The following is a 13,642-nucleotide window of genomic DNA, read 5'->3' as shown; positions in this document are numbered from 1 at the left end:
TCCCGTGAGTGCCCTCGTGAGTGGTAAGGCGGGTTCTAACCCGCCTTACCACTCACGAGGCGAAGTAGACGGAGTTGACGCTGCCGACGGCGAGCTGTCCGGCGACCGCGCCGGGCAGGCCGGTGGCCGGGTCGCGTGGCAGCCAGGTGACGGTGCCGGAGCGCCGGTTCGAGACGTAGAACCAGCTTTCGGACGGGTCGAGGGCCACGTGCCGCGGCCAGTTCCCGCCGGTGGGCACCGTGGACACCAGCTTCAGCGTGGCGCCGGAAACGGTGAAGGTGGCCAGTATATTGGGGCCGCGGACGGTGGCGTAGGCGAACTTCCCGTCCCGCGACAGGATGAGTTCGCCCGGGTACAGCTCGCCGGTGCTCCCGGCGGGTACGGCCGGGACGACCGAAAGCGCCTTCAGCGTGCCGGTGGCCGCGTCCCAGCTCGCCACCGTCACCTCCGCCCGCAGTTCCTGGAGGATGTAGGCGAACTTCCCGGTGCGGTCGAACGCCAGGTGCCGCGGCCCGGCTCCGGCGGGCAGCTTCAGCTGCTGGTGCAGCGAAAGCTTCCCGGCGGAAAAGCCGTAGACGTAGACCGAGTCGGCGCCGAGGTCCACGGAAAGCACCCAGCGGCCGGTCGGGTCGTTGACGACCTGGTGGGCGTGCGCCTGGCCGGAGTCGGCGTGGTGGGTCACCAGGTCGGTGGCCGCGCCGAGCTTGCCGCCGGCCAGGATCGGCAGCACGACCACGCTGCCGGAACTGTAGTTCGCGGCCAGCACGTACTTCCCGCTCGAATGCACCGAAAGGTGCGTCGGCGCCCCGCCCTTCGACGAAACCTTGTTGAGCAGCTTCGGGTTCGCGGGGTCGGCGATGTTCAGCGCCGAGACGGACCCGTTCGGGTCACCTTCGTTGGTGACGTACAGCGTCTTGCCGTCGGCGCTGCGGTCGAACCAGGAGGCGTCGGCGATGCCGGGCACCGTGCGGACGGGGTTCAGCGTGGCGCCGGACCGGGTCGTGACGTCGAGCCCGTGCCCGTTCGCCCCGCTGGTGTAACTGCCGATGTACACGGTTCCTCCGGCGAAGCAGCCTTTCGACGTGGTGGCCGCCGAAGCGAGCTGGCTGCCCAGGACGGTGGCGGCCCCCGCGCCGGCCGCGGCGCCGAGGAACGTGCGGCGGGAAAGTCCGGTCATCGTCTTTGTCTCCCAACGGGTTTCGGCGGTGACGGACTCCAGTATGGTCTAGACCACGGCCATGAGCAATGCCGAAGTCCCGAATCCCGAAAGGGAAAGCACGGTTTCCAGCGCGGTCCACGACTTCAGCGTCTGCGGCACGGTGAGGTTGAAGTACCGCGAAACGATCCAGAAGCCGCCGTCGTTGACGTGCGAAGCGATGATCGACCCGGCCGAGATCGCCATCACGAGCAGCGCCAGCTGGATCTGCGAATACCCGAGCTGGGCCACGGTCGGCGCGATGATGCCGCTCGTGGTCACGATGGCGACGGTCGCCGACCCCTGCGCGATCCGCATGCCGCAGCTGATCACGTACGCCGCGAGCAGCACCGGCAGGCCGGCGTCGTGCAGCGAATCGGCCACGGCCTTGCCGATCCCGGTCGCCGAGAGCACCGCGCCGAAGAACGCGCCCGCGCCCACGACCAGCAGGATCATCGCGACCGGCCGCAGCGACTTCGCGGCCAGCTCGTTGAGGTCCTTGCCGGTGAACCCGCGCCGCAGGCCCAGCAGCCAGGACGCGAGCAGGACGGCGACGGTCAAGGCGACGGCCGGGGTGCCGATGAACGCGGCGACACCGGCGAGCGCGGACCCCTTCGGCAGCCAGATGCTGCCGAACGTGCCGGCCAGGATCAGCACCAGCGGCACCGCGATGATCGCCGCGACCAGGCCCAGCGACGGCGGGTTGTCCTCGCGCTCGCCCTCTTCCTCGGCGAAGACCATGTCCTCGGGCACGTCGACGGTGATCCGCTTGCCGATCCACGTCGAGTACAGCACGCCGCCGATGAGGAACGCCGGGATCCCGCAGGCCAGGCCCATCAGGATGATCCAGCCGAGCTCGACGTGCAGCAGCCCGGCCGCGGCCACCGGGCCGGGGTGCGGCGGCAGGAAGGCGTGCGTGATCGACAGGCCGGCCAGCAGCGGCATCGCGTACAGCACCAGCGACCTGCCGCCCTGCCGCGCGGCGACGTAGACCAGCGGGGCCAGCACGAAGATGCCGATGTCGAAGAACACCGGGATGCCGAAGACGAACCCGGCGACCCCCATGGCCAGCGGCGCCCGCTTCTCGCCGAACGAGCGCAGCAACGCGCTGGTCAGCACCTTCGCGCCCCCCGAGCGTTCCAGGATCGACCCGAGGATCGTGCCGAGGCCGATGATCGCCGTGATGTGCCCGAGGATGCTGCCGAACCCCTTTTCCAATAGGGAGTCCGACGCCTTCTGGGCCGAGCCGACGATCGTCCCGACCGGCAGGCCGGCGGCCAGCGCGGTCAGCAGGCCGACGACGATCAGCGCGATGAACGGCTCCAGCTTGAGCTTGATGATCAGCACCAGCAGGACGGCGATCGAGACGGCGGCGAGCGTCAGCAGCCCGCCCGTGGTGTGTTGCAGCCAGTGGATCATCGGGCTCTCCGGGGGTTGCGCAGGGAGTGGCCGGCGAGGGCGCCGGTGGGGGTTCCGTCGTCGAGGGCGGCGACGCCGTTGACGAAGACGTGGGTGAGGCCGGTGGCGGCTTGCCGCGGGTCCTCGAAGGTGGCGGTGTCGGCGATCGTTTCCGGGTCGAACAGCACCAGGTCGGCGGCGTACCCGGCGCGGACCAGCCCGCGGTCGGCCAGCCGCAGCCGCCGCGCGGCCCGCCCGGTCAGGTGGGCGACGCACTCGGCGAGGTCCAGCACGCCCAGCTCACGGACGTACCGGGCCAGGTAGCGCGGGAACGTGCCCCACGCCCGCGGGTGCGGCCGGGCGCCGACGAGCAGCCCGTCGCTGCCGCCGGTGTGCGTGGCGTGCCGCATGATGGCCTGGACGTTCTCCTCGTGCCCGACGTGCATCAAGCACGACGTCCCGAGCCGTTCGTCGAGCAGCGTGTCGAAGTACAGCTTCGCCGGTTCGGTGCCTTGCGTGCGCGCCGACGCGGCGACGCTGTGCCCGACGAGGTGGGCGTTGTGCTCGTTGCGGACGCCATTGATTTCGATGGCGTCCCAGTCGATCGGGACGCCGTGCGCACCGTCCGAACCGGACTCTTCGATCTCCACGCGGATCCGCTCGCGTTCGTCCACATCGGACAGCCGGGCGAGGGTGGCGTCGAGGCCGCCTTCGGTGGCCCAGCTCGGCAGCAGCGCGCTCAGGTAGGTCGCGCCCGGCAGGTACGGGTAGGTGTCGAGGGAGATGTCGCAGCCGTCGTCGAGAGCGTCGTCCAGCAGCTTCAGCAGGTCGGGCGCCTTGCCCTTGTTGACCGAGAAGTTCATCGTCGCGTGGGCCAGGTGCAGCGGACAGCCCGAGCGGCGCGAGACGTCGATCATCTCGGCGAACGCCTCCAGCGCGCCCTTGCCGTAGCTGCGGTGGTGCGGGCTGTAGAACCCGCCCAGCTCGCCGACCACCCGGCACAGCTCGACCAGCTCGCTCGTCTCCGCGTACATCCCGGGCGTGTAGGTGAGGCCGGACGACATCCCCATCGCACCCTCGGCGAGGCCCGTCGCGACCAGCTCTTTCATCCGGTCCAGCTCGGCGTCCGTGGCGGGCCGGTCGTCCCAGCCGACGGCGAGCATCCGGACCGTGCCCTGCGGCACCAGGTAAGCCGCGTTGACGGCGATGCCCCGGTCGAGGCGGTCGAGGTACTCGCCGACCGAGCGCCAGTTCCAGTCGAACCCCACCGGGTCGTCGTTCCACCCGGCGAGCTGCTGCCGCAGCGCTTCGAGCACGACGTCGTCGACCGGCGCGTACGACAGCCCGTCCTGGCCGAGAACCTCGGTCGTGACGCCCTGGGTGATCTTCGCCGGGTGCTCCGGGTTGGCCAGCAGCTGCAGGTCGGAGTGCGAATGCATGTCGATGAACCCGGGCGCGAGCACCAGGCCGTCGGCGTCGATGGCCCGGCCGCCGGTCAGCGACCCCGGGTCGGCGACGTCCGCGATCTTCCCGCCGTCGATGCCGACGTCGTGGCGGGCGAGCGGCCCGCCGGTGCCGTCGGCGACCATCGCGTTCCTGACGACGACGTCCATCAGAACCACGTCCGGACGTAGTCGACGACGGTTTCGCCGTCGGCCGCGGTCACCGGCAGCAGCGGCCACTTGTCGAACACCGTGCACGGGTGGGAAAGGCCGAGCCCGATCCAGTCGCCGACCTCGACCGGCGACCCCGGCGGCAGCGCGAGGAAGGCGTGCTGGTCGTTCAGCTTCGTGACGACGTGGCCGTCGAGGGGCTCCGCGGGCCCGTCCGGGGTCCGGCGCAGCTGCGGCTCGGGCAGGCCCTCGTCGAAGGACGCGTCGCGCTTGCCGATGGTGAGCAGCGCGAGCTCGTCCGACGGCTTCGACGTCACTTGCGCCCACGCCCGCAGCGCCGGCCGGAAGGAGTCGACGCCGTCGATGCGCGGGTGGTCGCCCAGCGGGGAGATTTCGCGGTAGAAGCCGTCGTCGTGGGTCAGGTAGGCGCCGCTGCGCAGCACCGGCAGCACGTCGAGGCCGTCCGGCCACGGCTTCGTCAGCTCGTTCGCGACCTGGTCGAAGTAGGCGCTGCCGCCGGCGGTGACGATGATCTGCCCGTCGAGGAATCCTTTACCGGCGAACGAGATCGCCAAGTCGCGCAGACCGTCCACATAGGAGCTGATCTTGGTCAGCGCCGCTTCGTCGGTGCCGTGCGACAGCGCGCCCTCGTAGCCCCCGGTGCCGCGCAGCCGCAGCACCGGGCTCGCCTGGACGGCTTCGGCGACCGCCAGCGCGGTCGCGGTGTCGCGGACACCGGTGCGGCCGCCGTCGGCGCCGAGTTCGACCAGGACGTCCACCGGGCGCTCGGCGCCTTCGAGGGCCGCCGTCATCAGCTCGACGCCGCGGACCGAGTCGACCCAGCAGAGGAACTCGAAGTCCGGGTCGGCCGCCAGTTCGGCGGCCAGCCACCGCAGACCTGCGCGGTCGAGGAGCTGGTTGGCCAGTAGGATCCGGGACACCCCGAAGGTGCGGTAGATCCGGAGGTGACCGGCGTTCGCGCAGGTCACGCCCCAGGCGCCGTGCTCCGCCTGGCGCGCGAAGAGCTGGGGTGCCATGGTCGTCTTGCCGTGCGGCGCGAGCACCACGCCCCGCGCGGCGCACCACGCGGCCATCGTCCGCAGGTTGTGTTCGAGTGCTTCGTCGTCGAGGACGACGAAGGGGGCGAAGAACCCGTCGGCGAACAGGTTCAGCCTGCGGTCCGCGGCTTCTTCCAGGGTGAGCCCGGTCAGGGCGGGGGCGGCCGAGCGGAAGCGCCAGTCGATCCGCTCCCGGCGGAGCGTGTCGAGCGCGGCGGCGTTCAGGGTGAAAGCGGCGGGTGCATTCATCGGCGGCGACCTCTGTTGCGTATATTGCAACGACTGTTGCGCATTTTGAGTGCCCTAGGTGTAGCATCCGGGTCGCCACAGGTCAACGGGGTGAAGGCAGGGAGACGGAAAGTGACGAGCGGGCCCGAGGTGTTGTGCGTGGGCGAGACGATGGCGCTGTTCGTGCCCGCCGAACCCGGCCCGCCGGACGAGGTGAAGCGCTGGGTGCGCACCATCGGCGGCGCCGAGTCGAACGTGGCCTGCAACCTGCCGACGCTGGGCATCCGCAGCGGCTGGGTGAGCGCCGTCGGGGACGATCCGTTCGGCCGGGCGATGCTGCGCGAGGTCGCGTCCCACGGCGTCGACGTCAGCGCGTGCGTGGTCGACCCGGCCCGCCCGACCGGGCTCTACGTCAAGGAAAGCGGCGCCGAAGGTAGTCCGGTGCGCTACTACCGGGCGGGCTCGGCCGCGTCCGGGATGGGCCCGTCGCTCCTGGACCGGCTGAACCTCGACGGCGTCCGCGTGCTGCACCTGTCGGGCATCACGCCGGCGCTGTCGGACAGCTGCCTGGCGCTGGTGCGTGCCCTGCTCGAGCTGCCCCGCGGCGACCGGCTGATCTCCTTCGACGTCAACCTGCGCCCGGCGCTCTGGACCGGCCGCGACCCCGGCCTGCTTGCCGACCTGGCCGCTCGGGCGGACATCGTCCTGACCGGTGACGACGAGGCCCAGCGGGTGTGGGGGACCGGCGACCCGGCCGAGCTGCGGGCCCTGCTGCCGCAGCCGCGCACGCTCGTGGTCAAGCACGGCGAACGCGGCGCGACGCTGGTCGAGGGGGAGCCGCTGTTCGCGCCCGCGCTGAAGGTCGACGTCGTCGAGCCGGTCGGTGCCGGAGACGCGTTCGCCGCCGGCTTCCTCGCCGCGACCCTGCGCGGCGCGACCCCGCTGGAGCGGCTGCGGCAGGGGCACCTGCAGGCCGCCGTCACCCTGCTCACCCACGACGACGTCGGGGTGCCGCTGCCGCGCGCGGTCGTGGATACCCTGCTGCACGCGGACCCGGACGAGTGGCGTTCGGCGCGGCTGACCGGAGAGGGCGTGGTGCGGACATGAGTCAAAGCTTGGACCGCGCGCTGACGTTGCTGACCTCGATCGCGCAGGACGCGCGGACCCTCGACGACCTCGCCGACGAGATCGGCGTGCACAAGTCGACGGTGCTGCGGCTGCTGCGCACCCTCGAACAGCACCACTTCGTCCGCCGCGAAGGCGCCCGCCACTACCGGCTGGGCAGCGCGATGTTCGACCTCGCCAACCAGGCCCTGGACTCCTTCGACGTCCGGCGCAGCGCCCACCCGGCGCTGGCCGCGCTCAACGCGCGCACCGGGCACACCGTGCACCTCGCCAGCTACGAGGACGGCGAAGTCGTCTACATCGACAAGTTCGAGGGCCGGCATTCGGTGCGGATGTACTCGCGCATCGGCAAACGCGCGCCGCTGCACTGCACGGCGGTGGGGAAGGTGCTGGTCGCGGCCATGCCGGTGGCCCGCCGCGAGGAGATCGCGCGGTCGATCGAGTACCCGGTGCGGACGCCGAACACGATCACCACGCCCGCGGAGTACCTGGCGGAGCTGGAGCGCGTGGCCGAGCGCGGGTACGCGGTCGACAACGCCGAACACGAAGACTTCATCCACTGCATCGCGGCGCCGGTCCGGGGAACCGGCGGCGAGGTGCTGGCCGCCGCGTCGATGTCGGTGCCGAAGGTATTGCTCGACTACGAAGGCCTGCTGGCGCTGGTGCCCGAGCTGCGGGCCGCCACCAGGGAAGCTTCCGTCCACAGTGGATGGACGGAGAACGGAAAGGGGCACTGATGAGCAAGACGGCAGTTTCCACCGAGAACGCGCCGAAGCCGCCGGCGAAGTTCTCGCAGGCCGTCCGCAAGGGGAACCTGCTGCAGGTCGCCGGCCAGGTCGCCTTCGACCCGGCGACGAACGCGGTCGTCGGCGACGACGTCGCGGGCCAGACCCGGCAGACGTTCAAGAACATCGAGGCCGTGCTGGCGGAGGCGGGCTCGAGCCTCGCGGACGCGATCATGGTCCGGGTGTACCTGACCGACACCGCGCACTTCGCGCCGTTCAACGAGGTGTACGACGAGCTGATCGGCGACGCGCCGCAGCCCGCCCGCACGACGGTGTACGTCGGGCTCCCGGGCGAGCTGCTCGTCGAGATCGACGTGCTCTGCGTGCTGGACTGACCCTCCGGCGGGCGGTCAGCCCAGGACGCTCGTGTAGCCGTTCAGGGCCGGCTGCCCGCCGAGGTGGGCGTAGAGGACGTTCGATGCGCGGGAGATCTCGCCGCTTCCGACGAGGTCGATCAGCCCGGCCATCGACTTGCCCTCGTAGACGGGGTCGGTGATCATGCCCTCCAGGCGGGCGCACGTTTCGATGGCGTCCACAGTGGATTTGTCGGGGATGCCGTAGATCCCGCCGTGGTAGCGGTCGTCGAGCTCGACGTCGGGGATCTCCCCGGAACCGAGCAGCGCGGCGGTGTTGCGCGCGATGCGCGTGACCTGCTCACGGGTCTCGTCCGGCTTGGCGGACGCGTCGATGCCGAGGATCCGGCGGTGCTTGCCGATGGTGGTCCCGGCGATCATCCCGCCCTGGGTGCTGCCGGTGACCGAGCAGACGATCACGGTGTCGAAGAAGACGCCCAGCTCTTCTTCCTGCTGCTCCAGCTCGACGATCCAGTTCGCGAAGCCGAGGCCGCCGAGCCGGTGGTCCGACGCGCCGGCCGGGATGGCGTACGGCTTGCCGCCGTTCGCTTCGATTTCGGCGACCGCGTCCTCCCACGCCTGCTTGAACCCGATGCCGAAGCCGGCCTGGACGAGCCGGACGTCCGCGCCGAGGATGCGCGAAAGCTGGATGTTGCCGACCTTGTCGTAGAGCGGGTCGTGCCAGTCGACCCAGCTTTCCTGCACGAGAACGGCCTTCAGCCCGGCCCGCGCCGCGGCGGCGGCGACCTGGCGGGTGTGGTTGGACTGGACGCCGCCGATGGAGACGAGCGTGTCGGCGCCCTGCTCCAGCGCGTCGGCGACGAGGTATTCGAGCTTGCGGGTCTTGTTCCCGCCGAACGCGAGGCCGGAGTTGACGTCTTCGCGCTTGGCCCAGATCTCGGCGCCGCCGAGGTGGGCGGTGAGGCGTTCGAGGGGGTGCACCGGCGAGGGGCCGAAGAGCAGGGGGTAGCGCGGGAAGTCGGCGAGGGTCATCGGTCCTCCAGCAATTCGGTCCAGATGGTCGAGATCACCGCGACGGCGGTGGTGGTGTCGTGCTGCTCGAGCGCATCGATGAGCTTCGTGTGGCGCTCGACGGAGTTCCAGGCGAGCGCGGAGGTGAACCGGGCGTGCTCGAGGCGGCGCAGCAGCGGGGTGTAGCGGTCGAGCGTCGCGGCGACGGCGGCGTTGCCGGCCAGCCGGACGGGGATGTCGTGCAGTTCGTCGTCGGCTCGGACGGCGCCTTTGACGTCCCCGGCTTCGATGGCCGCGGCGAACCGGTCGTTGGCGGCGCGCATGGCGGCGACGTCTTCCGGGCGGCACCTCGGCGCGGCTTGCTTGACGGCGAACTCGTGCAGCAGCCGGACGATTTCGCGGGCGTCGAGGACGTCGGGGGACATCACCTCGGAGACCCGCGTGTAGCTCTGGGGCTTCTGGTCGACCAGGCCGTCGTCGGTCAGCCGCCGGAGGGCTTCGCGCACGGGGGCTTTCGACAGGCCGAGCTGGTCGGCGAGGTCGCCGTCGCGGAGAGGGGCTCCGGGCGGCAGAGTGCCGTCGACGATGGCCTGCCTGATGCGGTCGTAGGCCTCGTCGCGGAGCAGGGGACGAGTGACCTTTGAGAGACTCACATCTAACATGTTAGATGTCTCTTGCGGGGTCGGCAAGCCTGGCGCTGCTCAGTTCGGGGCGGTGAGCCGGCGAGCGAGGTCGGTGAACGCGTCGAAGGCATGCCGCCCCTGACGCAGCACGGCCGACATTTCGGCCGAATGCGACTGCCGGGCCTCCGGAGCGCGGTCGAACCACAGTGTCCGCAAGGCTCGATCGGCTTCCGCGACGGCCAGCGCGCCGGCGATCAGCTCGTCCGGCCCGACCAGGCGAAGGAGGAGAAGGGCTTTCTTGAGGTCGCTGCGGGCGGTCCAGTAGCGCTGTTCGGCGTCGGCGACGAGTTCGGGGCCGGCGGGCACGGGCGGCGCGACGGTGCGGACGGTCCGGAAGAGCCAGAGGATCGCGTCCCGGGCCGCGGTCGCGGCCTCGACGAGCTGGGCGGACCGCAGGGCACGTTCTTCCCGCAGCCGAGCCCGGGCGGCGACCCGCGCTTTGACGGGTTCCAGAAAGGTCCCGAGAACAACCCCGGCGAGCGCGAACACCCCGGCGACGAGTGGAGTCAGCACGACCCGGAAGTGTGCCGCACACCGAAGCCCAGCGGCACTCCCCGGTGGGCGCGGGCCGCAACCGCCCCGACCGCGTTGCCCGCGCGGCCGGGCGACCGTCGTGGCGCCCGGCCCGGCCGCCGGCTCAGTAAACCGGCCCGGTGTACTTCTCCCCGGGTCCTTGCCCGGGCTCGTCCGGCACGGCCGAAGCCTCCCGGAACGCCTTCTGCAGCGACTGCAGGCCATCCCGCAACGGCCCGGCGTGCAGGCCGAGGTACTCGGCAGAGGCCGTCACCAGCCCGGCGAGCGCGGTGATGAGCCGCCGGGCTTCGTCCAGGTCGCGGTGCGGCGAGGTCTCGGGATCCGCGTCGGCGAGGCCCAGGCGTTCGGCGCCGGCCGACAGCAGCATCACCGCCGCCCGGCTGATCACCTCGACGCTCGGGATCTCCTCGAGGTCGCGGGAGGAATAAGGGGGCTGTTCGGAGGGTTGTTCTGACACGTCTGGTACCCTTCCACGAGCGACCAGCCCCCGAGCGATCGGGGGCGGCAAGTGGAGCCCCGCTCCCACCCGCGTCACCGTACAGGTGTCCGGGTCCGGTCTCACCCGTCCAGGGTGAAGGAGTGTCCTCCGGGGCACGATCGGAAACAGAGTGGGCCCCGCGCACCGAACGGTGTCGGGGCCTTCGCTATGTGGGCACCAGGTCGAAACGAGAACCGGAAACATTCCTCGGACCAAGGAGGCCCCATCAGCTCCGAGACACGCATCAACGACCGAATCCGGGTGCCGGAGGTCCGTCTCGTCGGACCCGCCGGCGAACAGGTCGGCATCGTCCGGATCGAGGATGCGCTGCGCCTGGCGCAGGAGAACGACCTCGACCTCGTCGAGGTCGCGCCGCAGGCCCGCCCGCCGGTGTGCAAGCTCATGGACTTCGGCAAGTTCAAGTACGAGAGCGCGCAGAAGGCCCGCGAGTCGCGGCGCAACCAGCAGCTGACCGTCATCAAGGAACAGAAGCTGCGCCCCAAGATCGACCAGCACGACTACGAGACCAAGAAGGGTCACGTGTCGCGCTTCCTGGCGGCGGGCAACAAGGTCAAGGTCACGATCATGTTCCGCGGCCGCGAGCAGTCCCGGCCGGAGCTCGGCTACCGGCTGCTGCAGAAGCTCGCCGAAGACGTCACCGAACTGGGGTTCGTCGAGTCGTCGGCCAAGCAGGACGGCCGCAACATGATCATGGTGCTGGCCCCGCACAAGAACGTGAAGCCGAAGGCCAAGGCCGAGCCCGCCCCCGAGCAGGCCCCCGAGGCGTAGGCGCCGACCAGCACGAGTCAGCGGCTCACCGGTTCTCCGGTGAGCCGCCGCACGAAAGAGGACAGAAATGCCGAAGATGAAGACCCACAGCGGGACGTCCAAGCGCATCCGCAAGACGGGTACGGGCAAGCTGCGCCGCCAGATGACCGGCCGCCGCCACCGCATGGAGAAGAAGTCCAGCCGCGTGACCCGCCGTCTCGAGGGCACCACCGAGGTGTCGAAGACCGAGGTCGGCCGCGTCAAGCGCCTGCTCGGCATCTGATCCCGCAGAACTTGCTCTGACCCACCCGGGGCGTCCCCCTCGCCCCCCGAAATCGACAGGATGGACCCGTGGCACGCGTCAAGCGGGCGGTCAACGCCCAGAAGAAGCGTCGCGCAACTCTCGAACTGGCCAGCGGCTACCGCGGCCAGCGTTCGCGGCTGTACCGCAAGGCCAAGGAGCAGACGCTTCACTCGCTGAACTACGCCTACCGGGACCGCCGTGCCCGCAAGGGTGACTTCCGCCAGCTGTGGATCACCCGCATCAACGCGGCCGCCCGCGCCAACGGCGTGACCTACAACCGGTTCATCCAGGGCATCAAGGCCGCGGGTGTCGAGGTCGACCGCAAGATCCTCGCGGACCTCGCCGTCAACGACGCCGCCGCCTTCACCGCGCTGGCCGAGCTCGCCAAGGCCAACGTCAACACCGGCGAAGCGAAGTCGGCCTGACCGGCAGCTTTCAACGACCCGGGGCGGAGCCGTTCACCGAACGGACCCCCCGGGTCGTTGCTGCGCGCAAGCTGACGCGGCGCGCGGAACGCGAGAAGACCGGCCGGTTCCTGGCCGAAGGCGCCAACGCCGTCGAGGCGGCGCTCGAGCACGGCACCGTGCACGAACTGTTCGTCACCGCACGCGCGGCGGAGCAGCACGCAAACCTCGTCGACGCCGCCCGCGCGGCCGGCGTCGGGGTGTCGCCGATCACCGACCGCGCCGCCGACGGGCTGTCGGAAACCGTGACGCCCCAAGGCATCGTGGCCGTCTGCGCGCTGCTGGACCGGCCCCTCGAGGAAGCCGTGACGCCGGACGCGCGGCTCGTGGTCGTGCTCGTCGACGTCGCCGACCCCGGCAACGCCGGCACGGTCATCCGGGTCGCCGACGCGGCCGGCGCCGACGCCGTGGTCCTGGCGGGCGACACGGTCGACCCCCACAACGGCAAGTGCGTCCGCGCGGCGGCCGGCAGCCTCTTCCACCTGCCGATCGCGCGCGTCCGCGACGTCCCGGCCGCGCTGGCCGCCTGCTCGGCCGCGGGCCTGCGGACGTTCGCCGCCCACGGCTACGCCGACGCCGAACTCGATCGGGTGGACCTCGCGGCGCCGACGGCGTGGGTCTTCGGCAACGAAGCCCACGGCCTGCCCGCCGACGTCCTCGCCCGGACCGACCTCGCCGTCCGGATCCCCCTGTACGGCCGCGCGGAGAGCCTCAACCTGGCCACCGCGGCGGCCGTCTGCGTCTACACGAGCGCGATGGCGGCCCGGCGCTGACCTGCGAGTAGGCTCCCGCACTATCCATTGTGGCCGATATTGGGGGGTTCCATGGGCAGGCTCGCCCGTTCGTTCGCGCTGTTCTCCGCTTCGTTCAAGGTGCTGCGTGCCCACAAGGGCCTGGCGTGGTTCCCGGTGCTCGCCGGGATCGCCGGGCTGCTGGTCGCCGCGGTGTTCCTGACACCCGCGTTCTTCACCGTCCACCTCGATGCCGACAACTTCCGGCCCACCGCCGGCACGTACGTGCTGCTCGCGGCGTTCTACCTCGTCTCGGCGTTCGTCACGATCTTCTTCAACGCCGCCCTGATCTCCCAGGCGGACGTCGCGCTGCGCGGCGACGGCGGCATGCCGGGGGTCGGCGCCGGTCTCGCCGCGGCCGGCCGCCGCTGGCCGACGCTGCTCGGCTGGGCCGGCGTGACCGCGACGGTCAGCGTGGTGCTGCGGACGATCGAGGAGCGGCTCGGCTTCCTCGGCAGCATCATCAGCGGGCTGATCGGCCTGGCCTGGCGGCTCACGACGTTCCTCGTGCTGCCGGTCGTGCTGCTCGAAGGCACCGGGGTGAAGGCGGGTGTCAAGCGCTCGGTCGAGCTGTTCCGCCGCACCTGGGGCGAGAACGCCGTGGGCACCGCGGGCATCGGCCTGGTCGGCTTCCTGCTGACCTTCGCCGGCTACGTCGTGCTCCTCGGCGCCGGCTTCCTGCTCGGCGGCACGGCCACCATCTTCGTCTGCGTCGGGCTGGCGATCGTCTGGACCCTGCTGGTCGCGGTCTTCAGCACGACGCTGACGGGGATCTACCAGACCGCGCTGTACCGCTACGCCGCCGAGGGCGTCGTGCCCGGCGAGTTCGCGTCGGTCGACTTCTCGGCGGCCTTCCGCCGGCGCTGACCGGGCGTCCGCACGCCCCCGGGGCG

Annotated in this window: 16 protein-coding genes; 8 read left to right on the top strand and 8 right to left on the bottom strand. The window is 71.0% G+C overall.

What is annotated here, in order from left to right:
- Nucleotides 1–52 precede the first annotated feature (52 nt).
- From ACWEF6_RS14290 to ACWEF6_RS14275, 4 genes are read right to left on the bottom strand one after another with little or no spacing between them, the layout of a single operon-like run.
- Nucleotides 53–1,177, bottom strand: coding sequence for a lactonase family protein (locus ACWEF6_RS14290; protein WP_449683308.1), 1,125 nt, complete (start codon nt 1,175–1,177; stop codon nt 53–55).
- Between the two features lie 48 nt (nt 1,178–1,225).
- Nucleotides 1,226–2,614 (bottom strand): GntP family permease, encoded by a 1,389-nt coding sequence (locus ACWEF6_RS14285; protein WP_449683307.1) that lies wholly within the window; start codon nt 2,612–2,614, stop codon nt 1,226–1,228.
- On the bottom strand, nt 2,611–4,206 hold the full coding sequence (locus ACWEF6_RS14280) for an N-acyl-D-amino-acid deacylase family protein (protein ID WP_449683306.1): 1,596 nt from the start codon (nt 4,204–4,206) through the stop codon (nt 2,611–2,613). Before ACWEF6_RS14280 ends, ACWEF6_RS14285 begins: the two co-directional genes overlap by 4 nt.
- Nucleotides 4,206–5,513, bottom strand: coding sequence for an amino acid deaminase (locus tag ACWEF6_RS14275; protein WP_449683305.1), 1,308 nt, complete (start codon nt 5,511–5,513; stop codon nt 4,206–4,208). The genes ACWEF6_RS14280 and ACWEF6_RS14275 overlap by 1 nt, the downstream gene beginning before the upstream one ends.
- 150 nt (nt 5,514–5,663) lie before the next feature.
- On the opposite strand from ACWEF6_RS14275, the gene ACWEF6_RS14270 reads away from it, so the two are divergent.
- The 3 genes from ACWEF6_RS14270 to ACWEF6_RS14260 are packed head-to-tail and all read left to right on the top strand — an operon-like array spanning nt 5,664 to nt 7,737.
- The gene (locus tag ACWEF6_RS14270; RefSeq protein WP_449683381.1) at nt 5,664–6,599 is read left to right on the top strand and encodes a sugar kinase; all 936 of its coding nucleotides are present in this window, start codon (nt 5,664–5,666) and stop codon (nt 6,597–6,599) included.
- Nucleotides 6,596–7,354: an IclR family transcriptional regulator gene (locus ACWEF6_RS14265; RefSeq protein WP_310976598.1), complete on the top strand. Its 759-nt coding sequence runs from the start codon at nt 6,596–6,598 to the stop codon at nt 7,352–7,354. The genes ACWEF6_RS14270 and ACWEF6_RS14265 overlap by 4 nt, the downstream gene beginning before the upstream one ends.
- Nucleotides 7,354–7,737 (top strand): RidA family protein, encoded by a 384-nt coding sequence (locus tag ACWEF6_RS14260; RefSeq protein ID WP_310976596.1) that lies wholly within the window; start codon nt 7,354–7,356, stop codon nt 7,735–7,737. Before ACWEF6_RS14265 ends, ACWEF6_RS14260 begins: the two co-directional genes overlap by 1 nt.
- 15 nt (nt 7,738–7,752) lie before the next feature.
- On the opposite strand, the gene ACWEF6_RS14255 is transcribed toward ACWEF6_RS14260, so the two are convergent.
- The 4 genes from ACWEF6_RS14255 to ACWEF6_RS14240 all read right to left on the bottom strand — a co-directional run bounded on the left by ACWEF6_RS14255 (nt 7,753) and on the right by ACWEF6_RS14240 (nt 10,311).
- Entirely contained in the window at nt 7,753–8,748 is a 996-nt protein-coding gene (locus tag ACWEF6_RS14255) for a 1-aminocyclopropane-1-carboxylate deaminase (RefSeq protein ID WP_449683304.1), read from the bottom strand.
- Complete coding sequence (locus ACWEF6_RS14250) at nt 8,745–9,389, bottom strand: GntR family transcriptional regulator (RefSeq protein ID WP_449683303.1); 645 nt, start codon at nt 9,387–9,389, stop codon at nt 8,745–8,747. The genes ACWEF6_RS14255 and ACWEF6_RS14250 overlap by 4 nt, the downstream gene beginning before the upstream one ends.
- Nucleotides 9,390–9,428: 39 nt before the next feature.
- On the bottom strand, nt 9,429–9,923 hold the full coding sequence (locus tag ACWEF6_RS14245) for a hypothetical protein (RefSeq protein WP_449683302.1): 495 nt from the start codon (nt 9,921–9,923) through the stop codon (nt 9,429–9,431).
- Between the two features lie 124 nt (nt 9,924–10,047).
- Nucleotides 10,048–10,311 carry a DUF1844 domain-containing protein gene (locus ACWEF6_RS14240; protein ID WP_449683380.1) on the bottom strand — a complete coding sequence of 88 codons (264 nt, stop codon included), beginning with the start codon at nt 10,309–10,311 and terminating at the stop codon, nt 10,048–10,050.
- A 279-nt stretch (nt 10,312–10,590) separates the two neighbouring features.
- On the opposite strand from ACWEF6_RS14240, the gene infC reads away from it, so the two are divergent.
- The 5 genes from infC to ACWEF6_RS14215 all read left to right on the top strand — a co-directional run bounded on the left by infC (nt 10,591) and on the right by ACWEF6_RS14215 (nt 13,616).
- Nucleotides 10,591–11,211 (top strand): translation initiation factor IF-3, encoded by a 621-nt coding sequence (infC, locus tag ACWEF6_RS14235; protein ID WP_086840451.1) that lies wholly within the window; start codon nt 10,591–10,593, stop codon nt 11,209–11,211.
- Nucleotides 11,212–11,278: 67 nt separating this feature from the next.
- On the top strand, nt 11,279–11,473 hold the full coding sequence (rpmI, locus tag ACWEF6_RS14230) for a 50S ribosomal protein L35 (protein WP_043780277.1): 195 nt from the start codon (nt 11,279–11,281) through the stop codon (nt 11,471–11,473).
- Nucleotides 11,474–11,541: 68 nt separating this feature from the next.
- Nucleotides 11,542–11,919: a 50S ribosomal protein L20 gene (gene rplT, locus ACWEF6_RS14225; RefSeq protein ID WP_004559056.1), complete on the top strand. Its 378-nt coding sequence runs from the start codon at nt 11,542–11,544 to the stop codon at nt 11,917–11,919.
- Complete coding sequence (locus ACWEF6_RS14220; protein ID WP_449683379.1) at nt 11,916–12,731, top strand: TrmH family RNA methyltransferase; 816 nt, start codon at nt 11,916–11,918, stop codon at nt 12,729–12,731. Before rplT ends, ACWEF6_RS14220 begins: the two co-directional genes overlap by 4 nt.
- Nucleotides 12,732–12,782: 51 nt before the next feature.
- Nucleotides 12,783–13,616: a DUF6159 family protein gene (locus ACWEF6_RS14215; RefSeq protein WP_449683301.1), complete on the top strand. Its 834-nt coding sequence runs from the start codon at nt 12,783–12,785 to the stop codon at nt 13,614–13,616.
- Nucleotides 13,617–13,642: the final 26 nt, after the last annotated feature.

This window comes from Amycolatopsis sp. NPDC004772 (assembly GCF_053601215.1).
Note: the sequence above shows the minus strand (reverse complement) of the source record. Positions and strands in the feature narration are given on the sequence as shown.

What these genes read in the sequence shown, in the direction of transcription:
- ACWEF6_RS14275 (WP_449683305.1), bottom strand. Translation starts at nt 5,513, where the DNA reads ATGAATGCACCCGCCGCTTTCACCCTGAACGCCGCCGCGCTCGACACG.
- ACWEF6_RS14265 (WP_310976598.1), top strand. Translation starts at nt 6,596, where the DNA reads ATGAGTCAAAGCTTGGACCGCGCGCTGACGTTGCTGACCTCGATCGCG.
- ACWEF6_RS14290 (WP_449683308.1), bottom strand. Translation starts at nt 1,177, where the DNA reads ATGACCGGACTTTCCCGCCGCACGTTCCTCGGCGCCGCGGCCGGCGCG.
- ACWEF6_RS14250 (WP_449683303.1), bottom strand. Translation starts at nt 9,389, where the DNA reads ATGTTAGATGTGAGTCTCTCAAAGGTCACTCGTCCCCTGCTCCGCGAC.
- ACWEF6_RS14255 (WP_449683304.1), bottom strand. Translation starts at nt 8,748, where the DNA reads ATGACCCTCGCCGACTTCCCGCGCTACCCCCTGCTCTTCGGCCCCTCG.
- ACWEF6_RS14260 (WP_310976596.1), top strand. Translation starts at nt 7,354, where the DNA reads ATGAGCAAGACGGCAGTTTCCACCGAGAACGCGCCGAAGCCGCCGGCG.
- rpmI (WP_043780277.1), top strand. Translation starts at nt 11,279, where the DNA reads ATGCCGAAGATGAAGACCCACAGCGGGACGTCCAAGCGCATCCGCAAG.
- ACWEF6_RS14240 (WP_449683380.1), bottom strand. Translation starts at nt 10,311, where the DNA reads ATGCTGCTGTCGGCCGGCGCCGAACGCCTGGGCCTCGCCGACGCGGAT.
- infC (WP_086840451.1), top strand. Translation starts at nt 10,591, where the DNA reads ATGTGGGCACCAGGTCGAAACGAGAACCGGAAACATTCCTCGGACCAA.
- ACWEF6_RS14270 (WP_449683381.1), top strand. Translation starts at nt 5,664, where the DNA reads ATGGCGCTGTTCGTGCCCGCCGAACCCGGCCCGCCGGACGAGGTGAAG.
- ACWEF6_RS14215 (WP_449683301.1), top strand. Translation starts at nt 12,783, where the DNA reads ATGGGCAGGCTCGCCCGTTCGTTCGCGCTGTTCTCCGCTTCGTTCAAG.
- ACWEF6_RS14280 (WP_449683306.1), bottom strand. Translation starts at nt 4,206, where the DNA reads ATGGACGTCGTCGTCAGGAACGCGATGGTCGCCGACGGCACCGGCGGG.
- ACWEF6_RS14285 (WP_449683307.1), bottom strand. Translation starts at nt 2,614, where the DNA reads ATGATCCACTGGCTGCAACACACCACGGGCGGGCTGCTGACGCTCGCC.